This window comes from Erwinia sp. AnSW2-5, assembly GCF_045107195.1.
Taxonomy (GTDB): domain Bacteria; phylum Pseudomonadota; class Gammaproteobacteria; order Enterobacterales; family Enterobacteriaceae; genus Erwinia.
Genome location: NZ_JBJGXA010000010.1, coordinates 193,892 through 218,676 on the forward strand (window position 1 = coordinate 193,892; position 24,785 = coordinate 218,676).

Below are 24,785 nucleotides of genomic sequence, written 5' to 3' on the forward strand. Positions count from 1 at the left end.
TTGCACTAACGAGCATGGCTAATCTGATCGGCATGCGGGTCAGGCAGCGCTTTCACTTTAAAAAATATGGCATAAAGCGAAGGCAGGAACAGTAATGTCACTATCGTTCCACCGATAGTCCCGCCGATCAGTGTATATGCCAGCGATCCCCAAAATACGGACTGGGTCAGGGGAATAAACGCCAAAATCGCGGCCAGTGCCGTTAAGAATACGGGCCGGAACCGTTGCACTGTTGCTTCCATGATCGCAGCATTATTGCTTAATCCGGCTTTAACATTATCCTGGATTTGCCCAATCAGGATCAGCGTATTCCTCATCAGGATACCTGCAAGGCCAATCAATCCCAGAATCGCGTTAAAACCAAAAGGTTGATTAAACAGAATGAGCACCGGAACCACACCGATCAACCCCAGCGGGGCGGTAAGGATCACCATGAACATCGCTTTGATTGAACGCACCTGAAAAATAATCACCGACAGCATTAATATCAGCATGATGGGAAATATTTTTTCCAGCGCATCATTGGCCTTTATGGACTCTTCAATGGATCCCGCCATCTCAATGCGATATCCCACGCCAAGAGTTTTCTCGAGAGGAGCCAACCTTTCCATAATATTTACAGATAAATCAGGTGGTTGATATCCTTCCCCGGCGTCTGCCTGCACGGTAATTGTCGGCAGTCGGTTACGCTGTTTAATCAGCGGTTCTTCTGCCATCACCTGCAACTGCCCCACCTGAGATAAAGGAATGTGCTGACCCTGGCTACCTGTGAAGGTAAAGCTATTCAGCCGGGAAGGGTCCAACCGGGCCTCACCCGAACTTCTTAGCACCAACTCTGCGGTGCGCGTACCGTCCCGCACCTGGGAGACGGAAACACCATTGATATAGAGCCTTAACTGGCTGGCGACATCATAGGCTGTCAGCCCGAAAGCATTCAGCCTGCTTTGGTCGATAATAAAGTGAAGGGTAGGATTGAGGTCCCCCCAGTCCTTATTAACGTGTTCAACATGAAGCGTTTCCAGCATCACCTTTTGCACCTCAGTCGCGATGGATTTAACCCGGTCGCTGTCGGGGCCCGTCACCCGAAAAGCAATGGGATAAGGTACGTAGGGACCGAAAACAATCTGGCTAACCCGCACTCGGGCTTCAGAAGAGAGACCGTCGACCACCGCGTTGCGTAGTTTGGTTTGTAGCACATCACGGGCATGCTGATCTTTGGTCAACACAATGATTTTAGCAAATGCCGGATTGGGTAATTCTGGCGATATAGACAGATAGAAACGCGGAGCACCTTGCCCAATGTAGCTTGTCATAATGAGTGTCTCACTCTGCTGCTGCAACCACGCTTCAACTTTGGCGGCAGCAAGACTGGTTTGCTCAATAGACGTCCCGGAAGGCAGATTAATTTCCACCATCACTTCAGGCCTGTCAGATATTGGGAAAAATTGTTTTTCCACCAGCCCCATACCTGCGGCACAAAGGCCAAGAACCAGGAAAACACTGAAGCTGACCATCCATTTAAACCGGATAATCAGGGAGAGCATTTTGCGCATACGGTTGTAGAAAGACGTGTTGTAAATATCGTACAAACTGCGGTGGGACTTTGTCGCTTCCGGCAGGAGTTTAACCCCCAGGTAGGGAACAAAAGTAACGGCTACAAGCCAGGAAACAATCAGAGAAAACGCAACGATCCAGAAAATATTTCCGGCATATTCTCCGGCGCTGGATCGCGCAAACCCCACAGGCATCAGACCTATCGCAGTGACCAACGTCCCCGCCAGCATAGGGGCTGCAGTATGAGACCAGGCATAAGAAGAGGCCTCAATTCTGCCAAAGCCAGCCTGCATGCGCACAATCATCGACTCTATAGCGATAATTGCATCATCAACCAGCAGGCCAAGGGATAAAATTAACGCGCCCAGCGTGACTCTGTCGAAATCCCGGTGCGTGGCTAACATGATGATAAAAACAATCGACAGCGTAAGCGGTACTGCGGCAGAGATAATTAATCCCACACGCCAACCAAGACTGAACAGGCTGACTAACATAATCACTGTTAACGCGATAAAAAATTTAAGCATAAACTCATTAATCGCCAGTTTGATGTTGTCTGCCTGGTTGGTGATCTCAACCAGAGACATGCCCAACGGCAAATCTGAAGATATCTGCTTTTGCTTTTCCCGAAGACTATCTCCCAGCTTTAATCCATTCCATCCCTGATACATCACCACACCAATAAGCAGAACCGGGGTGCCCTGATTTCTTATTTTAAATGCGGGGGGATCTTCATAACCATATTTTACTGTAGCAATATCCTTCAGCCTGATAGTGCGCCCGTTTTCCACGATGGGCGTATTCTCAATTCGTTCCAGGCTGGAGAGTGCACTGTCGGTACGGATAAAGACATCTGTACTAGAGGTGCTGATCGCCCCTGCCGGAGCCACCCTATTTTGCCCGGCGAGTGCAGCACGTATTTTATCGAGCGATAATCCCAGGGTAGTGATTTTATGATAATTGAAATCAACAAAAATGCGTTCAGCTTGTTCACCGATAAGATTGACTTTTTTCACACCCGGCACTGTCAGAATCTGCTGCTTCAAGTCTTCAGCCGTTCGAACCAGGTTTCTCATCGACTCATCTTTGGCTTTCAAGGCGTAGATAGTGAATATTACATCACCATATTCATCATCCATTTGGGGGAACTGTACGCCGGAAGGCAATTTCACCTGCTCATCCATAATCTTCTTACGGCTTTGATAAAATTCGCCGGCCACCTCAGCAGGGGGCGTCTCATCTTTTAATGTCAGGGTGATAAAGGTTAACCCTGGTCGGCTGAAAGTCTCTGTCCTGTCGTACCAGGTCAGTTCTTGCAACCTTTTTTCTAGCGGTTCAGCGACCAGTTGCTGCATTTCTTTTGCTGTTGCGCCGGGCCATGCGGCGGTGATGGTCATCGACTTGATGGTAAAGACGGGATCTTCCGCACGTCCTAAATTGATAAATGAATAAATACCCGCAAGGCAGGTAATGATTAAGAAAAAAACGGTAATCGATCGTTCCCGCACCGCAAGTTCAGACAGATTAAATCCCTTCATGACTTGTTCTCTGAAAGCGGAAGATAGCGAACTTTGTCATTTTCGCGTAAGAGATGAGCACCGAGAGAAACGATCAGCGTATCCTGATTAAGATCAAGCACTGTGGCACTGTCATTCGTCAGCGTTAATATTTTCACCGGACACCAGGAAACTTCAGACGTCTTTTCATTGATGCACCACACCCCTGTACCCTGTCCAAAATCATTAATGGCCGTCACAGGAATATGTGTTGAACCTGATACAGGCTGATGATCAAAACTAAGGGATACTGTTGAACCTAACGGGGGGAAAACACCGTCCAGCGTATAATGTGCTGCGTAAGTGCGTGTCGTAGGATCGGCTGCCTCTGAAAGCAATCTCAGTGTTGCCTGGGTGGTTTTATTATTACTGTAGAGATGAGCGGTAGCGGTTTCCCCTATTTTTGGGCGCTGGCTTTCAGGAAGATTTATTTTGGCTTCGCGTGACCCCTGGTGGGCCAACTGGATGACGATTTGCCCGGCAGAGACATACTCACCCGGTTCAATGAAAGTGTTAGTGATCACGCCATCAACATCAGCGGTTAATTCCGCATAGCCGGTTTCATTACTGGCAATACTCAACTGCGATTCAGCACTGCGCAGTGCTGAACGATTAACATCTGCCTGCGCTTTTGCCGCATCATAATCAACCCGGGATACCGCCCCTGTCGACACCAGTGAACGGAATCTCTGCTCATTATTTGTCGCTTTAAGCAGCTCAGCTTTTGCCGCCAACACCGCCTCGTTGCTGGCATTTAGCTGCGATAAAAGATCGGCCGCATCAATTCGGGCCAGGATCTGTCCTTTTTTTACGCGTTGACCAACATCGACATTTTTTTGCATTACCTTGCCAGCAACACGAAAACTCAAATTGCTCTGTGTTTTCGCCACAACAGTGCCCGTAAAGCTTTCTTTATTAATTTGTAAATTGTCAGTAGTACGAAAAGTTCGTACTAAAGGCGGGGAAAGAGAGGTTTGTGGTATTGAATTGTCGCAACCCGAAGCTGAAAGAGCAAAAAAAACGATAACAATTCTGACTAAGGTATATTGATAATGACGTTTAGATTGGGCGCAGAACATGTGTATCCTTCCTTCTGTTTAGCGTTTTAGAAGGAAGTTACACAGCTGTGACTACTATGTCAAACAGTCACTAAAATATCATTTTTTTCTGATACCAGATAGAACAAGATCAATAACCAGTTTTGGGTCTTGATCCTGAGAATACTCTAACATCACAGGGTTAAGAAAAGACTGGAAAGACAGATAAATAGATTCCCCTACCACTTCAACAGGTAATCTGTTGTCAAACAATCCACTACCCCGCCCTTCATCAAGGATAGCCGCAATAGTGGTTTCAATGAAATTTTGCAGTCGTTGATGGCAATACCAGTTTTCCAACACAGCAAACTTTACGATGTCGTACAATTTTTTCTCTTCAAAAAGAAGTTGTTTAATCGTATTTGTTAATGAAGTGATGAACAGACTAAGTTTTTCATCAGGAGAGGCCGCTCTGGCAAAACTGACTGCTGATGAATCGATAATAGTCTCAATGCAAGAAGAGGCAATAGCTTCACCAATCGCTTGTTTTGAATTAAAAAATTTATAAATATACGCTTTTGAAAAACCAATATGTCTCGCCAGCTCTGAAACGGTTGTTTTTTCATATCCGAACGTACGAAAATAGACACCTGCCGCACGAACTATCTGTTCTCTGACTTCATGCTCTGCTGGCCCCCTGATATGACTCAGTGATGTATCACCCGAAATAACCTTCGTTGAAAAATGTATACTTAATTTTTTCTTCATGCTAACAATACCATTGTGACTAAATAGTTTTTCGGTAACCGAAATACGTTTATAACACTAATAACGCCAATTTTAACAGTTTATTTAATACAATAAAAGTTTAAAAAAACCAATCTGATTGACTCACCCTATATTTAAACAATATTAAGGATAATATCTCTATGAAACATGAAAGGAACACGTCAAAGTCAGCAGATGAAAACATAGATAATTCCCATTATGTTGCCGAAAAAATCATAAACATTCTGTTTAATGAAAGAAGGATGGTACAGGGTGAATCTGATCTTAAAATACCTCGTGAACGTGAGTACGGCCCACATTTACAGACGTTATTGAAACGCATCAACGAAAATAAAAAAATAAACATGATATTGCCTGCCTTTCCCGGAAAATCACCCAATAAGAAAAAAACGTTAGGTGTACTTCCCGATCTGGCAGAGAAAACGGCGATGAAGAACCTGTCTGATTTATGCATAAAAATTAAATCGATCTACGAGCCAGGTGCGCAAATAATTATTTGCTCTGATGGTTACTGCTTTTCGGATGTGGTAGAAATCAGTGATGAGGAAATCGAGCAATATCTGATCGCATTAAAACAGTATGTCGATGAAAATCACCCTGACTGTTTCACTTTCTATGATCTGGATGACCATTTCGAATACATTAAAGATTTGCCGACCAAAAGAGATGAACTGTTAGTCTTTTTCGGTGAACCGATCGAGAAAATAAAAAACAACCGTGAAATATATCCTTCAGTTCATGATATGTATATTGGTATCACTAAATTTCTTTTCGACGATATGTGTGGCATGGAAAAATATGCAGCGTTTAGCAAAAACAACTTACAGAAAAGAGCGCGAACTAATGCATATCGGGTCATACAGCGAAGTAATGCCTGGAGTCAATTAGTCGAAAAAATATTCCCCGATTCCTTACGACTATCTATACACCCACAGAAAAGAGAATCACGAAAAATTGGTGTTAGCCTGGCAAAGTCTGATGATAATTGGCTGACCCCCTGGCATTCCGTAGCATTAAAGCGTGGAAAGGAGATCGTGCTGTTTAAACGTTATGAAATTGATGAGAACTCAACGGCAATGGTTTATGTCAATGGCAGCCCAAGCCACTTTGTCGAGATATAAACATGGATGAATTGATGGCAGATCGTCCTTTTAAGGAGATGACGATGAAATATGAGAAATTTTTAAATGCAATAAAAATCGACTCACTCACATTATCTTCCGGTAAGTTAAGTCATGATAACCTTAGCCAATTAAAAGAGTTCGGGGTTGAATATATTGTTAACCTTTCTGATGATGAAACGCTGGATAATGGAGATAATGAAGAAACCGTTGTAACGAAATCAGGTTTTCAGCGATACAGTATTTTAGTGGATTTTTGGAATCCAAAAAAAGAAGATTTTATTTCATTTTGCAGCATATACTCAATGATTGCCGATAAGAAAAAAATAATACATTGCGATTTAAATTATCGCGTTACTTTTTTTATCGCCTATTACAACATGCTTTTTTTAGGATGGGGGAAAAACACTGTCGATGCATTTATTTCACAGGTATGGAACCCTGAAGAATTTGGCGCATGGGATACATTTGGAGAAAAGTTACAGCACTACATTCAGCATAAAAAAAACACTCAACAATTAGACAGTAAAATAGAAAAAGTTATTGCCGCAATGACACCAATGTTTAGCGAGCAGAACAGTGAGGCTATCTACAGGAAAAGGCTGGCATATCTCAAAGAAAAGCTTGTTTGGTGGATCATGCATGATATTCCTGTTGAATTAATTCTTCCAGGATTCCCACTAAAATCGCCTAACATTGGCATTAAAGTCATGGGAGCATTACCCGATCAAGGTGAATATCTTGCATTAAGAGAACTGAATAATGTTTGTCATGCCATCGCAGATGTTTATGAGCCAGGGGCTGTATTAAATATTTTTAGTGACAGCAGAACCTTCTCTGACATTCTTAACATACCGGACTCTGTTGGTAAAGAATACAACCTTACCGTGAGGAAACTAAACCAATGGTCAAATATCAAATGGCATTCTTATGCATCTCTGCATGAAAAAAACGTTAATTTCAATGCGTCCAACTCAACTGTTGATGAAATACTGGGTTTTTATCTAAAAAAGGCCTCATCCTATGTTCAACAGAAAACAAAAACACCTAACAAAGAGGATATTCATGCCATAGAAAGAATGTTATCCCTCGAATTATATTCACATAATGAAAGTCTGACTCCAGAACAAAAAAAATGGGTTGCCACATTAGCCAATAAAATGTTCGTTCGAGGCATGGGCCTGAGTGAAATGATTAAATACCACTTCCCGAAAGAAGTGAGATTGAGCACTCACTTATCATCATCACATGAAAAAATACCCATCACACTTCTGCCTGGCGATATGAAAATGGGGAAGGTACCCTGGAGCCAAACACCATTATTATCTCACAATGGTAAATGGAAATTATTTCATAAACATGAAATAGAAAAGGAATATAATATCATGACCATAGAAAACAAAGAAAAACCTTGGGGAGTGATTGAGTTACCCATTGAATCGCATGATGACTTTAAAGCACAGATTATCCATGAAGGCCGGTTTGGCATTCTCTTAACCCACATCAATAATCACAACAAAAGGAATTGTTTAGACTTACCAACAGCACTACTTGAAAAGCTGATCCTCAACTATGGTTTTGTCGTTATCAGAGGGATTGACGTAATAGATGAAGATAACCTGACCCAATTTACTGCACAGTTCGGCAATCCTTATATATGGCAGTTTGGCCCCGTACATAAAGTTAAGCCACATGATAAACCTGATGGCTTCGTCCACTCGCTGGAGGACATTCCGCTGCACTGGGATCTGAGTATGCTGCCTCCTGACAATCCCTTCGTTGAAAAAGATCCCAATTTCGCGGCAAAATCATTTGTTCTGTACTGTAAGAAAGCGCCACTTCCTGGAGAGGGACAAACCACATTGGTTGATGCAAAAAATGCACTCGATATCCTCGATAGCAAAACCCGGAAAGAATGGGAGCAGTTTGTTATGAGCTACCATACTCCCTTTACCTACTTTGGTGGCAAGGAACGTCAATACCCGCTGATTGCGAAACACCCGATCACTGGCGAAAAAGTATTGAGATATCAGGAATCCAGTCATTCAGATCTGCAAAAATTCATGACTAAAGTGGTGGGAAAAGACACCGATTCTGATGAAACCGTTCGTCTTATTAATAACCTCGCCTATGATGAGCGTAACCTTGTCGAACATATCTGGCAGGACGGCGATATCGTTATTATTGACAACTATAGTGTGTTGCACGGACGTCGTTCAATGTCTGAAAATTCTGCTGACAGGGAGCTATGGCGCGTTCAAGTGTATTGATGTTAATTTTATACTCTGCCGTCATATTGTTCACAATCAATACTGTAAAACTAACATCGACTTATTAATAGTTTCTACTTTACCCCAGATGACTGAATATATCAGTTGCTGGGGGTTTCACTTTCCACCTTATGGGTCATGTTTATGGTCACCAGACCCTATAACTAACAGGATAAAAACAAAGATGAAAGTTCCCCCCCTCATCCCTGTCTACTTAGATTACAATGCCACAACACCCTGTGATGACAAAGTTATTGAGGAAATGATCCCTTTTTTTAATGTCATTTATGGCAATGCGGCAAGCACAAACAACCATCATGGGAACCAGGCTCATCATGCTGTTGAAGAGGCGAGAAAGAAAATTTCAACATTGATTGGTTCAAATCCAGATGAAATCATATTTACGTCTGGAGCAACTGAAAGTAATAACCTTGCGCTACGCGGCCTCTACAGCATTAATAATGTAAATGGCAACCATATTATTACCTCGTCAATCGAGCACCCTTCCATTTTGGCAACGCTGAAGGATCTCGAAAAAGAGGGTGCATCAGTGACTTACATTGAACCTGAAACTAATGGTGAGATAAGTGTTGATAAAATAAAATCGGCAATCATGGACACAACAATACTTATTTCAATCATGTACGCCAATAACGAACTGGGTACGATCAATGCCATCGACAGCATTGGCAATATCGCCAGAGAATATGGCATCACGTTCATGTGCGATGCAACCCAGGCAGTGGGTAAAATGACACTGGACATGCATTCAAATAACATTGATCTTCTGACTTTTTCAGCGCACAAGATATATGGTCCAAAAGGTGTCGGGGCCTTATATCTTCGCAAGTCGTCAGGCGTGTTCGATACATTAATAAAAAAGCAGATAACGGGCGGATATGGTGAGTCTGGTTTAAGAAGTGGAACGTTAAATGTTCCCGGTATTGTTGGTTTTGGTAAAGCAGCTGAGCGGGCAGAAGAGGCATTAAACACCGGGGAGCCGACAAAGATGAAAAGGCTTCGCGATCGCTTCGAGCAACAGCTACTGACTTTCGCCATGGTGACATTTAATGGGGCTGAATGCCCTCGCTTACCTCATGTCAGCAGCGTGACATTTGCAGATATCGATTTTAAACGCTTCCTGGAAAAATTAACCCAAAGTCTTTCCATCAGCACGTCATCCGCCTGCTCTTCCGGGCATGCTGCGGGCAGCCATGTCTTAAGGGGCATTGGTCTTAATGACCATCAGGTTAAATCAAGCGTCAGGTTTAGCTTTGGCAGGCAAACACGGCCAGAAGAAGTGGAATTCGCTTTAACGGTGATTAAGGAATTGTATCCAACCTGTCACCTGTAATCAGTATGGCGCGGACATGCTTTAACAACAGGGCTGACCGTCCTATCAGGTCAGCCCGAATGAGTCTGTTACGGCGTTAACTTCTCCACATCCGCATTACCCTGCTGATGTACCACCGCCTCATCTTTACGCACTTTTGCCACCTCGCTGGCCGACACGGTTTCAGCCGCCGTATTGCCCCAGCTGGTGCGGATAAAGTTCACCACATCGGCGACCTGCTGGTCGTTCAAACGCCAGCCGAAAGCCGGCATGGTAATGGTGGTCGGTGCCCCTTTCATGCCCGGCAGCTGTGCGCCGCTCAGCACAATATGGATCAACGACGTCGGGTCAGAAGTCAGCACCACCGGATTACCACGCAGTTCCGGGAAGAAGCGTTTATAGCCACTGCCATCCGTCTTATGGCAGGCTGCACAGCTGTCCACATACACCGACGCCCCGGTTTTGCTGTCATCACCTTTCCACAGCGCTTTCGCCACGGTGTCGTCCGGCGTAAAGCCGACCTGATTCGGATCTTTGGCACCCAGCGACTTCAGATAGCGGGCAATTGCCGTGGCATCTTCCGGCGTCAGATGTTGCAGGCTGTGCTGCACCACGTCAGTCATACCGCCAAACACCGCCGTATGATCGTTACGGCCCATACGCAGGAACTGCACCAGATCGTCTTCACTCCAGCGGCCAAGTCCATCACGTCCGTCACCTCTGAGATTGCTGGCGGTCCAGCCATCAATTGGCGCATTGCTGCCGGAAAGGAAGTCGCTGCCTTCATCGTTGTTTAGCGCTTTTTCCTGCATGGTGATGCTGCGCGGTGTATGGCAAGCTCCGCAGTGGCCCAGCCCTTCCACCAGGTACTGACCGCGTGCCAGCACCGCATCCTGCCCTTTGATCGGCTGGAATGCCTTCACATCCGGGGCAAACACCCCGCGCCAGATGGCCAGCGGCCAGCGCATCGACAGCGGCCACGGAATGTCACTCTCCTGATTCGCCTGCGCCACGGGCTTCACGCCGTGCATAAAGTAAGCGTACAGCGCCTGCATATCGTCGTCGCTGACCACCGCGTAAGAGGGATACGGCATCGCCGGATAGAGCGTATCGCCGTTTTTCGCCACGCCATGACGGACCGCTTTCTGGAAGTCGTCATAGCTGTAGCCGCCAATCCCGCCCTGTTTATCCGGGGTGATATTGGTGGAGTAAATGGTGCCGATCGGCGTGGCCATCGGCAGCCCGCCTGCGAACGGTTCGCCACCCGCTTTCGTGTGGCAGGCCACGCAGTCCCCGGCACGGGCGAGGTAATCACCGCGTTGGATCAGTGCGTCATTGTTGTCGTCTGCCAGCGCGTTAAACGCCATCATGCCCGGCAACAGGGCAATAAGAAGTAACTTTTTCATCTGCTTATCCTTATGCCTGCACCAGCGGACCCGGGTTTTTCAGGTACTGTTCGCGAATCGCTTTTGCCGACCAGTAGGTCAGCGCGGCCACCATGCCGGTCGGGTTGTAGCCCAGACCCTGCGGGAACGCCGAGGCACCGGGAACAAACACGTTCGGCACATCCCAGCTCTGGAGATAGCGGTTAATGGCGCTGGTTTTCGGATCTTCGCCCATGATCGCCCCACCGTTCATATGGGTGGTTTGATACACGGTGGTATCGAAATGGGTCCCGGCGGCTTTTGGCGAGCCGCTGATCAGTTTCGGATTCATCGCTTCAGCAATCTTGTGCATCCGGCCATGCATAAACTGCGACATCTTGATGTCGTTGTCCTGCCAGTCAAAGGTCATACGCAGCAGCGGCTGGCCGTGAATATCTTTGTAGTTCGGATCGAGATCGAGATAGTTATTGCGATAGGACTGGTGCGCGCCGTGTGCATCCATCGAGACGTGGTGAGTATAGTGATCCGCCACCGCCGCTTTCCATTTGCTGCCCCAGTTCGGCGTGCCCGGAGGCGTTGGCAGGCCAGAAATCGGCTTCACGCCCGCCTGGTTGACCCACATCGGTGAACCGCCGACAAAGCCATATTTGGCATGGTCAAAGTTATCCGCATTGAAGTCATCCACGCCGACACCCGCGCCACCTGCACCGATAAAGTTATTGGTGAAGACGTCTTTATCGAAGAACGCCTTAATGGTGGAGATATTCTGGTAGGCAAAGTTGCGCCCGATGGTGCCTTCGTTGGTCACCGGATCGTACGGCTTACCAATGCCGGAGAGCAGCATCAGATGCACGTTGTGGAACTGGAAGGCGGAGAGGATCACCAGATCGGCCGGCTGCACGTTCTCACGCCCCAGCCCATCCACATAGGTCACGCCCGTGGCATGTTTCTTATCGTCGGTCAGATTCACTCGCAGCACATACGCATTGTTGCGCAGCTCGAACTTCGGCTCCTGGCGCAGCGCGGGCAGGATGTTCACGTTCGGCGAGGCTTTGGAGTACATGTAGCAGGCATAACCGCTGCAATAGCCGCAGAAGTTGCATGGCCCCATCTGGGCACCGTAGGTATTGGTATAGGGACCAGAGGTGTTGGCCGAAGGCAGATCGTAAGGATGGTAGCCAATGCTCTCTGCGGCCTGGGCAAACAGCTGTGCGGAGTACGTGCGCTTCTGTGCTGGCAACGGGAAGTCAGCAGAACGGTCCGGGGCAAACGGGTTACCTTTGCCGCCCTGGCCGACCACTTTGCCCTTCACGCTCCACGCCGACCCGGAGGTGCCAAACACGCGTTCGGCCTGATCGAAGAACGGTTCCAGCTCATCGTAAGTCACGCCGAAGTCCTGAATGGTCATGCCATCCGGGATGAAATTTTTGCCGTAACGCTCTTCATAGTGGCTGCGCATGCGCAGTTCCATCGGATCGACACGGAAATGTACGCCCGACCAGTGCAGGCCCGCGCCGCCGGTGCCGGTGCCGGGCAGAAACGCCGCCAGCTGACGGTACGGCTGTGCAGTCTGCGCGGCATTGTGACGGATGGTCACGGTGCTTTTTGACAAATCCTGGAACAGCTTTTTACGGATGTTATAGGTCAGTTCGTCAATCACCTGCGGATACGCGCCGTCAGGATAGGTATCACGATGCGGGCCACGCTCCAGCGCCACCACGTTGAGACCGGCTTCGGTCAGCTCTTTCGCCATGATCGCCCCGGCCCAGCCGAAACCGACAATCACCGCATCCACTTTTTTCTGTTCGTTTGCCATGACTATGCTCTTTCCCCGCGAATTGATACCGGCGGCAGCGTGTAGCGCTCACCGCGTTCTACCCAGTCCATAAAGTCGGCGCGTGCGCCTGGGAAGTTGATCAGCTGCCAGCCGACCAGCCCCTGATTACCGCCGTGGATCGGGTCGCTGAAGAAGCCTTCGCGGGTGTTCTGTAACAGGAAGGAGAAGAAGGTTTTGGCCGGGACCTGGGGCAGTTCAACGCTGCCCGCTTCCAGTACCTGAAGGAACGCGTCCTGCTGTTCGCCGCTCAATGCCGCAAATACCTTGCCGTGCTGCTGTTTTGCCAGTGCATCGGCATCGGCCAGACCCAGGCGGTAGATATCACGCGGCGTCAGTGGCAGCTGATAGCCCAGCGCTTTATCAGCATCCGGGTGGAACGGTCCCTGCATATACCAGTTGCTGCCCGTGGCGTAAGGGGTATTCATCTGGCGATCAATATACTCAGGAACGCCCGCTTCCAGCGCACCGGGGCCGCGCTCATCCGCCGGGATCAGTCGTGCGGCGGCCGCCTGAAGGAACGCGTACTCTTCCGGCGTAAACCAGGTGGGTTGGTACTCACGTGCTTGTTGCGGGCCAGCGGGCGCGCTGTCTTGCGCGGCCGCCGACGCAGATGCCGCCAGCGAACCTAATCCAGCACTTCCCAGCGCCATCACCGGGGCCAGCGTGATGGTTCTCAGCAGAAAATCTCTGCGTGTACTGCCTGTTTTTTGCTCTGACATGACATTGCCTTCTCGAACGTTCGCCTGGGCGATCGCAAAAATGGGGGAGCGGATGGGTCATTGTTCCGGCGAATTTCAGTTATTATTGTTACCGGTAACAATTACATATACTGTAACAGTAATACGTACAAGGCGTGAGGGGATAGAAACAAAAAGGCACAATTTCATTAACAATTGTGATGGCAGGCAGAGGGCGAGGCGTGCCTCGCCCCTACGAGGGATGATGCTGTATACGGGCGGCGAGGGATGATGCTGTATACGGGCATTGTAGGGGTCGGGCATGCCCGACCCGGTGTTAAGCTCAGAACTCCTGCAAACGGCTCTCTGACGGCTGCGGGCGCCCAAAGTAGTAGCCCTGGAACAGGGTACAACCTTCCGCTTTCAAACGTTCAAACTGCTCGTTGCTTTCTACGCCTTCAGCGGTGATCTGAATATCCAGGCTGCGGCTCATGCCGGTAATGGCACGGATAATCGCCAGCGCTTCACGGCTGTCATGCATATCGTTAATGAACGACTTATCGATTTTGATTTTGTCGAACGGGAACGAGCGCAGATAACTGAGCGACGAATAGCCGGTGCCAAAGTCATCCAGCGCAATACGCACGCCCAACGTTTTCAGCTTCTGCAAGATGTGGATGTTCACCAGGGTGTTATCCAGCAGCACGGACTCCGTAATCTCCACTTCCAACCGATGCGGTGCCAGGCCGGAATCCTTCAGCGCCGCTTCAACAACCGAGACCAGCGCACTGTTTTTAAACTGCAATGGCGACAGGTTCACTGCCACGCTCTGCTCACCCGGCCAGGTGGCAGCCTCACGGCAGGCTTCATACAGCGCATAGGCTCCCAGGCTGTGGATCAGCCCGGTCTCTTCGGCAATCGGAATAAAGTCCATCGGCATAATCATGCCTTTTTTCGGGTGATGCCAGCGCATGAGCGCTTCATAGCCGATGATCTCGCGATGCAGGTTGTTGGTAATCGGCTGGTAGTAAAGCTTCAGCTGACGGCCGGTGATGGCCTCACGCAGATCGTTTTCAATCACCCGGCGCTTCTGTGCCACATCACTCATGGCCGCCGTGAAGTGCTCAAAGCGGTTACGGCCGTTACGCTTGGCTTCGTAAAGTGCCATATCCGCGCAGCGCAGCAGTTCATCCGGCGTGGTCATGCCGCTGTCCGAAATAGCAATACCCACGCTCAGCCCGACGGAGAGGTTGTGGCCATCCACGCAGAACGGTGGACGAATGGTTTCAATCAGACGACTGGCTACCACTTCGGCTTCATGCTGGTGCGTCAACCCCGGCAGCACAATTGAAAACTCGTCGCCACCGCTGCGTGCCAGCGTGTCCTGGTCGCGCAGCACCGAGCGCAGTCGTACCGCCACCGAACGCAGCAAATCATCCCCCACCTGATGGCCCAGCGCATCGTTAACATTTTTGAAATTGTCCAGATCAAGGCCCAGCGTTGCCGTTTTACGGCGCGCATCACGGTCTTCACGCAACGCCTGGGTCAGGCGCTGACTGAACAGAACGCGGTTTGGCAGGCTGGTCAGGTTATCGTGGTGCGCCATATGGTGGATACGCGCATCGGCAGCACGCTGATCGGTAACATCATCGGCGATCAGCAACACATAGTTATGGTGCTCATCGTTACCGCGAATGATCGAAGCGCTGGCATTGATAATGCGGTCACCGCCCGGCGTGGTCAGCAGCCGTTCGTTACGCTGCATCCCCTCTTTGCGCTGCGCATTGTCAGAGAGTTGCATAAAGTACTCGCCCATCTCTGCCGTCATGCAGTCCGGCGCACGTTTGCCGATAAAGTCACGCTGCGTGCCACCCAGCAGCTTCTCCGCCTTGCTGTTGATCAGCAGGATCTCGCGTGACACCACATCTTCAACGATGACGCAGGAAGGAATGTTGGCAATGATGGTATCGAGAAACGTTGACAGCGAGGCCATTTTCTCACTGTTCTGCTCGGCCAGATCTTTCGAGCGCAGGATCTGATGCTCATACTCACGGACTTCGGTGCAGTCGCGGGTGATCTTGGCAAATCCGATCAGCTGATCGTGGTCATTACGGATCGCGTCGATCACCACATGCGCCCAGAAAGCGCTGCTATCTTTGCGGTAGCGCCAGCCGTAATCTTCGAAACGCCCGTTGTTGGCGGCGGTTTTCAGGTTGGTTTCCGGCAGTTGCAGCAGGCGATCCTGAGCGCTGTAGAAGCAGGAGAAGTGCTTCCCGACGATCTCTTCAGCCGCGTAGCCTTTGGCGCGGCGCGCACCGGTATTCCAGTTCATCACCATGCCACGCGGGTCCAGCATATAGATGGCGTAATCTTTTACCCCTTCCACCAGCACGCGGAATGTCTGCTCACGTTCGATTTGTTCGCGCTGCATACGACGCTGCTCTGTGCAGTCGCGGGTAATTTTGGCAAAACCGAGTAACTCACCGCTCTCGCTGCGAATAGAATCAATGAACACATGGGCCCAGAAAGCGCTGCCATCTTTGCGATAGCGCCAGCCTTCCGTCTCAAAGCGCCCATTCGCGCGCGCGGTCTGCAACCCATACTCGGGAAGGCCTTTTTGGCGATCTTCATAGCTGTAGAAACAGCTAAAGTTCTTCCCGACGATCTCAGCAGGGAGATAACCCTTGGCACGCTGCGCCCCAGGGTTCCAGTTGGCGACAGTTCCATCCGGCGTGAGCATATAGATCGCATAATCGACCACGCTTTGTACCAGCAGTCGGTACATAACATCTGAGTTTTCATTCATTATTACTTTCGCCTGGACGCTGGTGGTCATTTTCCCGTCAGGGGAAAACGCTGTCAGCGCTGCAATACGCCATTCTCTGGCGCAAAATATACCGCCCCCGCGCCCCCAGGGCTGCAGGGTTCTTGTCTTTCAGTGTGGTTAAACCACACGGGTATAAACTGAAAACATGAGCCAATTCAAGAAAATTCAGTCTATTCATAGCAGTTCATTGATCGTTATCGGCTTTGGTTAAAAAACATTCAGAGTTAATTTTCAAACAACCACGCTATTTCGCATGAATTTAAAGGTGAATTTGGTATTCCACCTCTACAAAATAAAGAGTACGGGACAATTAACGGCATAAATAACCACAGAGAATAAAGTATTTTCGTCACGGACATTAATAGATACAACCTTAACGAGATTACTCACAGTCAATCGCGGTATAACCACCAGACATTAACAGCGGAGTGCCTATGTTTAAATCCTTTTTCCCCAGGCCAGAGCTGTTTTTTAGCAGCGTGGTGATCTGGAGCCTGTTGGCCGTTTTGTTCTGGTTTGGCTATGCTGACAGCAAGCTCGCTCACCTGATGATCCATTTTTCATGGCTGCCTCCCGGTGCGTTGCCCAACAACGCACTGCGTTTTATCTCCCCCGGCGAACTGGGCTTCTACAGCTATTATCTGCTGGTCACGCTGCTGTTTGCCGGAGGCTGGTTTTTCTTCAGCCCGCATACCTGGCAACGCTGGTCAATCCTCGGCAGTGCGCTGATTATCTTTGTCACCTGGTTTTCCGTCCAGGTCGGTGTCGCGATCAACAGCTGGTATGAGCCGTTCTATGACCTGATCCAAAAAGCGATGGCACATCCGAATACCATTCAGATCTCGGCGTTTTATACCCAGATAAACGGCTTTCTCAGTATCGCGTTCATTGCCGTGGTGATTAACGTGCTGAATCTGTTTTTTATCAGCCACTACGTGTTCCGCTGGCGCACCGCGATGAACAGTTACTACATGGAATACTGGCCGCGCCTGCGCCACATCGAAGGGGCTGCCCAGCGTGTACAGGAAGACACCATGCGTTTCGCCTCCACGTTGGAGGACATGGGCGTGAGGTTGATTGATGCGGTGATGACGCTGATCGCCTTTTTACCGGTGCTGGTGGCGCTGTCGGTGCATGTGAAAACCGTGCCGATCCTCGGCCAGATCCCCTATGCGCTGGTGATTGCAGCGGTAGTATGGTCACTGTTCGGCACCGGGCTACTGGCGGTGGTGGGGATTAAACTACCCGGTCTGTCATTTCGCAATCAGCGGGTGGAAGCCGCCTACCGTAAAGAGCTGGTATACGGCGAGGATGACGCACAGCGTGCCAACCCGCCGCTGGTACGCGATCTGTTTAGCCACGTGCGTAAGAACTACTTTCGCCTCTACTTTCACTATCTCTACTTCAATATCGCGCGTATTTTTTATCTGCAACTGGATGCGGTATTCAGCATCTTTGTGCTGTTTCCCTCAATTGTCACCGGGGCGATCACCCTTGGCCTGCTGACGCAGATCACTAATGTGTTCGATCAAGTGCGCAGCGCGTTCCAGTATCTGATCAACTCCTGGACTACGCTGGTCGAACTGATGTCAATCTACAAGCGACTGCGCAGCTTTGAGCGCGCGCTGGATGAAGACAATACTGCCGATAAAGTCAGTGTATAACCCATAAGGGGCGTGGGAATCCCACACCTCTTGCAGGGCAATTATTCATAAAAACGCAAAAACAATGCTATTTCTATAAACACAGAACGACTACATGTTCAGCTAATAAATAAAACCTCATAGAAAACCATTATTACCGCTGTAACCAGCCCTTCGTGTCGTTGATTTAAATTTCAACAACGTCAGCGACATTTTATATCAAACCTTTCTTATATACTTACACAATAACATGAAAAATAAGTAATTTTTATATATATTAATATTTTAACACATATTAAAATCGCATCATTAATGACATCAAATTGTAGCGACAATCACATTTCCCTATTAAATGAAATGCAATGCGCGCAGAAAAAGTATATAACTGATGTCAGTTGACGTTGTGATCGTAATACAATCTTCAGTCATTGACGTAAACAACGCGTAGCAGGCCATCTAATACGATTACAGGCATACCACTGCAACGCATTGCAACTCTACAGCCACGCCAACACCAGGGCGTCGAGAGGAGCAGGCTTAATCCCCTGCTCCTTTTTTTTCGCCCTTCACTGTCACTTTTTCACCCGCTATTGTCAGTTTTGCGCCAGCCAGGCAGCCTGTTTTCACCGCAGAATAGGTCCTTTCCCCCATAAGGAGCCTAACGATGCTGCACCAACCTGCCGACAAATATCACGCCTTTCCAGCCGTCACACTGACCGATCGCCAGTGGCCTGACCGCACGCTGACCGCCGCTCCGCGCTGGCTCTCTACCGACCTGCGAGATGGCAACCAGTCACTGGCCGAACCGATGGATGGTGCGCGTAAGAAAGCATTCTGGCAGCTGCTGATACAGTGTGGTTTCAAAGAGATCGAAGTGGCGTTTCCTTCGGCTTCACAGACCGACTTCAATTTCGTCCGTGAACTGATCGAAGAGCGGATGATCCCCGATGACGTGACGATCCAGGTGCTGACCCAGGCCAGAGCGGATCTGATCGATCGCACGTTTATCGCTCTGGAGGGCGCGAAGCAGGCCTGCGTGCATTTGTACAATGCCACCGCGCCGGTGTTTCGCCGTCTGGTGTTTCGTCAGAGCCGCGAGCAGATTATCGAACTGGCAGTGAACGCCACCCGTCTGATCCGACTGCGCTGTGAAGAGCAGCCTCAAACGCGCTGGACCTTTGAATACTCGCCGGAAACCTTCTGCTTCACCGAAGCTGACTTTGCGCTGGAAATCTGTGAGGCGGTGGCGGCCGTCTGGCAGCCTTGTGCGCAGCGACCGATGATTATTAATCTGCCTGCCACGGTGGAAGTCAGCACGCCTAATGTGTATGCCGACCAGATCGAATACTTCTGCCGCCACTTTTCTCAGCGCCCACAGGTGTGCATCAGCGTGCATCCGCATAACGATCGCGGCACCGGGATTGCCGCTGCTGAGCTGGCGCTTCTGGCCGGGGCAGACCGGGTTGAGGGCTGCCTGTTTGGTAACGGTGAACGCACGGGAAATGTGGATCTGGTGACGATGGCCCTGAACTTCTATACCCAGGGCATTCATCCGCAGCTCGACTTCAGCCAGATGAAGCAGGTGGTCGATGTGGTTGAGCAGTGTAACCAGCTGCCAGTGCATCCGCGCCATCCCTACGCAGGGGAGCTGGTGTTTACAGCCTTTTCAGGCTCCCATCAGGATGCGATTAAAAAGGGCTTTGCCGCCCGTCAGCAGCAACAGGATAGCCGCTGGGAAGTGCCTTACCTGCCGCTCGACCCGGCGGATATTGGCTGCAGCTACGAAGCGGTGATCCGCGTCAACAGTCAGTCCGGGAAAAGTGGAGCGGCCTGGATGATCGAGCAGAATCATGGGCTGGCTCTGCCACGCGCCCTGCAACAGGATTTCAGTCAGCAGGTGCAGCAGGTCGCCGATCGGGAAAGCCGTGAAATGACCCAGGCCGCCATCTGGCAACTGTTCCGCCGGGTATATGGTCTGGAAGCCGCACATTTACAGCTGGGTGAGTACCGCAGCGAAAGCGACAGCCAGGGACAGCTACGTTTTGACGCGAGCATTCAGCAGGGCGATAAGCATTACAGCATCAGCGGGCGGGGAAACGGTTTGCTGTCGGCGGCGGCCGATGCGCTGCGTCAGGCGCTGGATGTCTCCTTTACCATTCAGGATTATCACGAACATACGCTCGGCCAGCGCAGTGACAGCCGCTCCGTCACCTACCTGCGCTGTATCTTCCCTGGCAATAGCAGCGCCTGGGGCGTCGGTATTGACAGCGATGTCTCGCGGGCCTCGTTACAAGCGCTGCTGAATGCCGTGGCGCAAGATCAGTGGGCCGGGAAGTAGTCGCTGGGGGCGACGCCGAGAATACGGCGGAACATGGCGCTGAAGGCACTCTGACTCTCATAGCCCAGCTCCAGTGACACCGTCAGCACCGAGTCCCCCCTGGCCAGGCGCGTCAGGGCCTCCATCAGCCGGGCGCGCCGCACCCAGTCGCTGAATTGCAAACCTGTCTCCTGATAAAAACGCCGCGCCAGCGTGCGGCTGCTGACATTAATGCGTTGGGCACTGTTTTCCAGCGTCCAGCGTTCACCCGGTGCCGCCCGCAGCGCCAGGCAAAGCCCGACCAGCGCTTCGCTCTGCGGTTCTGGCAGGTTGAAAGGCAGTACGGTCATCACCCGAATTTCATCGAGGATCAGTTCATAAATACGCTCAGCACGGCTGGCGGGGGCATAGCGTTCGGGCAGGTCGAGGGAGGCTACGATCAGCTCGCGCAGCAGGGGCGAAACCTGCACCACCTGGCAACTGGCAGGCAGATCGGCACGCGCCAGCGGATCGATAAACAGCGTGCGCGCCGCAACGTCGCCGGTCATTTGCAACGCGTGTTTCACCCCGGCAGGCAACCAGACGCCACGCCCCGGCGGCACAACCCAGTGCCCGAGCGGCGTTTCAATCCGTACCACGCCTGTCAGGGTATGAACCAGCTGCGCGCAGTTATGATGATGCAGCGGCTCAACGTCACCATGACGGTAATCATGGGCAAACGGCACCAGCGGACGGTGGGCAAAGCAGAAGTCGAGGATGGCTGACATAGGAACCTCATGGGGAGCAGGCAGTCAGCTTAGCAAATCCAGGGGGAACGGGCATTGAATCGTAGAGGATGACCCTCTTTGAGCAGTAGGGGCTGACCTTCTTTTTCGGTCAGCCCGTTGGGTGCACATCAGCAACACGGGTCGATCGGAAAAGATGATCGACCCCTACGTGGCACTGCGCCGTGTTGGGTGTACACCTTCAGCACGGGTCAATCGGAAAAGATGATCGACCTCTACGTGGCACTGCGCCGTGTTGGGTGTACACCTTCAGCACGGGTCGATCGGAAAAAATCATCGACCCCAACGAGTTCATTAACGGAAAACGCTGATCGCTTCAACCAGACGCGTAGCCTGGTGCGTCATTCGCCCGGAGGCCTGCGCACCCTCTTCCACTTTTGCCGCATTCTGATGGGTGATGTGATCCAGATCTTCCACCGCCAGGCTGATCTCACCGATGGCGGTGGCCTGCTCTGCGGTTGCCGAACTGATCTGGGCGATCAGTGACGTCACGTTCTGCACCTGGGACACAATGTTTTCCATCGTTTTACCCGCGTCATTGACATGCTGCGTGCCAAATTTCACTTTATCGGCGCTGCTCTCCACCAGCATTTTGATCTCACTGGCGGCCTTGGCACTGCGCTGGGCCAGGCTGCGTACTTCCCCGGCAACCACGGCAAAACCTTTCCCCTGCTCACCCGCGCGGGCGGCTTCCACTGCGGCGTTCAGTGCCAGAATATTGGTCTGGAAGGCAATGCCGTCAATCACGCTGGTAATATTGGCAATTTTCTTCGAACTGTCGGTGATCTCCGCCATCATCTTGACCATATCCGTCATCGCTTCACCGCCCTGTACGGCGGCGCTGCTGGTGCTGATCGACAGACTTTTCACTTCGGCAGCGGTTTCGGTATTGCTTTTCACCGTGGCCGTCAGTTCATTCATGGTGGCGGCGGTCTGCTGGACATTGGCAGCGGCCTGTTCGGTGCGGCGGCTCAGTTCGCTGTTACCCTGTGCAATGGAGTCACTGGCACTCAGCACATTGATTGCCTGGCCACTGACATCATGCACCAGCCAGCGGAACATCAGCCCCAACTGACCAATCGCCCGCAGCGTGGTCCCGACCTCATCAACCCGATCAATCTGCTCAACTTTATGATTGGCCCCGGTCGCCACGCGCAGCGCCTGCTGACAAACGCGTTCAATCGGTCGTGATATCTGCTGTTCCAGCCAGGCTGACGCCAGCAGCAGCAGCAATGCCATGCCCGCAGCAAAAATCCCCAGCGCACCATGACTCAGCCCCAATGCCCAGACGCCCAGCGTCGCCAGCGGCAGCAGTGCCAGCAGCGCGCTGCGAATACGCCAACGCAGCGGCAGGGTTTTGAAGACTGAACGCCAGGCCATCAGGCCAGTACGCACAATCAGCCCCTTATGGAAGCGCTTCCCTTTCGCGCGCCCTGTTCGGAAATCCTGATACAGACGCTCGGTATCGCGGACCTCCTGCTGGCTCGGCTTGGTGCGTACCGACATATAGCCCTGGACGTTACCGTTACGCACCACCGGAATGGCATTAGCACGCACCCAATAATGGTCACCATCTTTGCGGCGGTTTTTCACCAGCGCGGTCCAGGGTTCCCCTTTTTTAAGCGTCGCCCACATATCGGCAAAGGCTTCCGGCGGCATATCAGGGTGACGCACCATATTATGGGGCTGCCCGTTAATCTCATCCGCCGTGAAACCACTGACCTCCATAAAAGCATCGTTGGCGTAGGTGATATGGCTGTCGGTATCGGTGGTTGACATCAGTGTGGCGTCATCGCCAAACACATATTCTTGCTGTGTAACGGGCAAATTATTGCGCATGAGTTAAATCCTTTAATGGATCAACGGGAGTGGGATAAGAAAAAATTAGTAACTTTTTTTTATATTTTCGGCGCGAAATAGTGGATCTTTAGCAGGGTTTTTACAAATTTCGTGATCCGGGTTACAAAGCTTATCGCATCGATACACAGATACTTTTTGCCAACAAATTCCGGCCTGGCGGGAGCAAAAGGCCTTGCTCATTGTAAGTGATTATTCTTAACAGAGAATTTATAATATTACTAATGCATCTTTTTCATGACGAACGGCAAGATGAACGCGGAGGAAGGGATAGGCAGGAACAAAGTGGAGTAAATCGGGCTGACGACGTCTCGCCAGCCCGCAGGGTTATGAGGTTGAAGGCTGCGTTTTTAGCTGCGCTTCATAAGCCAGGGCCTGTTTGGCATCGAACTGGTTTTCCCACTTGGCAATCACCAGCACCGCCAGCGCATTGCCGACCACATTCAGTGCCGTACGCGCCATATCGAGGATACGGTCAACACCCGCAATAAACGCCAGGCCTTCCAGCGGGATACCCACGCTGCCTAACGTTGCCAGCAGCACCACAAACGACACGCCCGGCACACCCGCAATCCCTTTCGACGTCACCATCAACGTCAGCACCAGCACGATTTCCTGCCCCAGAGAGAGGTCAATACCGTACAGCTGGGCAATAAAGATGGCCGCAATGCTCTGGTAAAGGGTGGAGCCGTCGAGGTTGAACGAGTAGCCCGTCGGCACCACAAAGCTGGTGATCGACTTAGGCGCACCGTAGGCTTCCATCTTCTCCATAATACGCGGCAGCACAGTTTCCGAGCTGGCGGTAGAGTAAGAGAGGATCAGCTCATCTTTCAGGATGCGTATTAAGGTCGTAATACGCAGCTTACAGAAGCGTGCCACCGCACCAAATACCACCAGCGCGAAGAACATGATCGCCGCGTAAACCAGCACCACCAGCTTCGCCAGCGGCCACAGTGAAGCAAAACCGAAGTTCGCGACGGTGACGGAGATCAGCGCAAACACCCCGATCGGCGCATAGCGCATGATCATATTGGTGACCTTGAACATCGCTTCTGATGTCGAACGGAACACTCTCACCAGCGGGTCGCGGTGTTCAGACGGCAGTGAAGAGAGGCCGAGGCCAAACAAGACTGAGAAGAAGATAATGGGCAGCATGTCGCCTTTGGCAATCGCCGCAAAAATATTCTGCGGGATCAGCGACAGGATCGTGGTCACCAGACTGTGTGGCTGACCCTGAACCTGCGCCGTTGTGGCTTCATACTTAGAGATGTCCACCGTTGCCAGCGTCGACATATCAATGCCGGAGCCGGGTTGAAACACGTTCGCCAGAGTAATTCCTGTCACAATGGCAATGGTGGTAATCACTTCGAAATAGACGATGGTTTTCACACCAATACGTCCGAGTTTTTTAGCATCACCGACACCGGCAATACCGACAATCAGTGTAGAAATCACAATCGGTACAACGATCATTTTGATCAGGTGAATAAAGATATCACCGGCCGGGCTAAGAACGTTGGTGATTAACCATTCACGATTTTCTGGCTGATTATGCAATATCGCCCCAGCGGCGATCCCCAGCACCAGCGCAATCAATATTTGCCAGGCAAGGCTTAACTTTACGGCTTTCATAACGTGTATTTTCCTTAACAAAACCTGCTTTCCGCGTGTTGCATGCGGAGTGAATAGCACTCAAGGGAGGCTGACCGGGATCGGGCAATTCGCAGGTAGTGGATGGTTGAAACCTGATTTACAGGCGCGTAATCAGTACCATTTTCAACGGCATAAATGCAACCC

Annotated in this window: 15 protein-coding genes; 5 read left to right on the plus strand and 10 right to left on the minus strand. The window is 50.7% G+C overall.

The annotated features are described in order from the left end of the window. Positions 1 to 5 precede the first annotated feature (5 nt). The 3 genes from ACFL9S_RS09185 to ACFL9S_RS09195 all read right to left on the minus strand — a co-directional run bounded on the left by ACFL9S_RS09185 (position 6) and on the right by ACFL9S_RS09195 (position 4,915). Complete coding sequence (locus tag ACFL9S_RS09185) at positions 6 to 3,092, minus strand: efflux RND transporter permease subunit (protein WP_405261544.1); 3,087 nt, start codon at positions 3,090 to 3,092, stop codon at positions 6 to 8. Continuing rightward, complete coding sequence (locus ACFL9S_RS09190) at positions 3,089 to 4,189, minus strand: efflux RND transporter periplasmic adaptor subunit (protein WP_405261545.1); 1,101 nt, start codon at positions 4,187 to 4,189, stop codon at positions 3,089 to 3,091. Before ACFL9S_RS09190 ends, ACFL9S_RS09185 begins: the two co-directional genes overlap by 4 nt. 78 nt (positions 4,190 to 4,267) lie before the next feature. Further along, entirely contained in the window at positions 4,268 to 4,915 is a 648-nt protein-coding gene (locus ACFL9S_RS09195) for a TetR/AcrR family transcriptional regulator (RefSeq protein ID WP_405261546.1), read from the minus strand. A 161-nt stretch (positions 4,916 to 5,076) separates the two neighbouring features. Between ACFL9S_RS09195 and ACFL9S_RS09200 the strand changes: the two genes are divergently transcribed. The 3 genes from ACFL9S_RS09200 to ACFL9S_RS09210 all read left to right on the plus strand — a co-directional run bounded on the left by ACFL9S_RS09200 (position 5,077) and on the right by ACFL9S_RS09210 (position 9,681). Then, a complete protein-coding gene (locus ACFL9S_RS09200; RefSeq protein ID WP_405261547.1) occupies positions 5,077 to 6,057 on the plus strand; it encodes an L-tyrosine/L-tryptophan isonitrile synthase family protein in 981 nt (326 codons plus the stop codon). Between the two features lie 2 nt (positions 6,058 to 6,059). After that, the gene (locus ACFL9S_RS09205) at positions 6,060 to 8,327 is read left to right on the plus strand and encodes an L-tyrosine/L-tryptophan isonitrile synthase family protein (protein ID WP_405261548.1); all 2,268 of its coding nucleotides are present in this window, start codon (positions 6,060 to 6,062) and stop codon (positions 8,325 to 8,327) included. Positions 8,328 to 8,511: 184 nt separating this feature from the next. Beyond that, positions 8,512 to 9,681: a cysteine desulfurase family protein gene (locus ACFL9S_RS09210; protein ID WP_405261549.1), complete on the plus strand. Its 1,170-nt coding sequence runs from the start codon at positions 8,512 to 8,514 to the stop codon at positions 9,679 to 9,681. A 68-nt stretch (positions 9,682 to 9,749) separates the two neighbouring features. Here ACFL9S_RS09210 and ACFL9S_RS09215 read toward each other — a convergent pair whose 3' ends face one another. The 4 genes from ACFL9S_RS09215 to ACFL9S_RS09230 form a co-directional block, all read right to left on the minus strand. Then, positions 9,750 to 11,066, minus strand: coding sequence for a c-type cytochrome (locus ACFL9S_RS09215; protein ID WP_405261550.1), 1,317 nt, complete (start codon positions 11,064 to 11,066; stop codon positions 9,750 to 9,752). Between the two features lie 10 nt (positions 11,067 to 11,076). Next, a complete protein-coding gene (locus ACFL9S_RS09220) occupies positions 11,077 to 12,861 on the minus strand; it encodes a GMC family oxidoreductase (RefSeq protein WP_405261551.1) in 1,785 nt (594 codons plus the stop codon). A gap of 2 nt (positions 12,862 to 12,863) precedes the next feature. After that, a complete protein-coding gene (locus ACFL9S_RS09225) occupies positions 12,864 to 13,601 on the minus strand; it encodes a gluconate 2-dehydrogenase subunit 3 family protein (protein WP_405261552.1) in 738 nt (245 codons plus the stop codon). 301 nt (positions 13,602 to 13,902) lie between these two features. Beyond that, the gene (locus tag ACFL9S_RS09230) at positions 13,903 to 16,365 is read right to left on the minus strand and encodes an EAL domain-containing protein (protein WP_405261553.1); all 2,463 of its coding nucleotides are present in this window, start codon (positions 16,363 to 16,365) and stop codon (positions 13,903 to 13,905) included. Between the two features lie 455 nt (positions 16,366 to 16,820). Between ACFL9S_RS09230 and sbmA the strand changes: the two genes are divergently transcribed. Together sbmA and leuA are read left to right on the plus strand one after the other, a co-directional pair. Further along, positions 16,821 to 18,050, plus strand: coding sequence for a peptide antibiotic transporter SbmA (sbmA, locus tag ACFL9S_RS09235; protein WP_405261554.1), 1,230 nt, complete (start codon positions 16,821 to 16,823; stop codon positions 18,048 to 18,050). Positions 18,051 to 18,693: 643 nt separating this feature from the next. Next, on the plus strand, positions 18,694 to 20,367 hold the full coding sequence (gene leuA, locus ACFL9S_RS09240) for a 2-isopropylmalate synthase (RefSeq protein ID WP_405261555.1): 1,674 nt from the start codon (positions 18,694 to 18,696) through the stop codon (positions 20,365 to 20,367). Here leuA and ACFL9S_RS09245 read toward each other — a convergent pair. The 3 genes from ACFL9S_RS09245 to gltP all read right to left on the minus strand — a co-directional run bounded on the left by ACFL9S_RS09245 (position 20,349) and on the right by gltP (position 24,620). Continuing rightward, positions 20,349 to 21,113, minus strand: a complete 765-nt coding sequence (locus ACFL9S_RS09245) for an AraC family transcriptional regulator (protein ID WP_405261556.1) — start codon at positions 21,111 to 21,113, stop codon at positions 20,349 to 20,351. The genes leuA and ACFL9S_RS09245 overlap by 19 nt on opposite strands. 312 nt (positions 21,114 to 21,425) lie before the next feature. Further along, positions 21,426 to 22,970: a methyl-accepting chemotaxis protein gene (locus tag ACFL9S_RS09250; protein ID WP_405261557.1), complete on the minus strand. Its 1,545-nt coding sequence runs from the start codon at positions 22,968 to 22,970 to the stop codon at positions 21,426 to 21,428. A 345-nt stretch (positions 22,971 to 23,315) separates the two neighbouring features. Then, a complete protein-coding gene (gltP, locus tag ACFL9S_RS09255; protein WP_405261558.1) occupies positions 23,316 to 24,620 on the minus strand; it encodes a glutamate/aspartate:proton symporter GltP in 1,305 nt (434 codons plus the stop codon). Between the last annotated feature and the right edge of the window lie 165 nt (positions 24,621 to 24,785).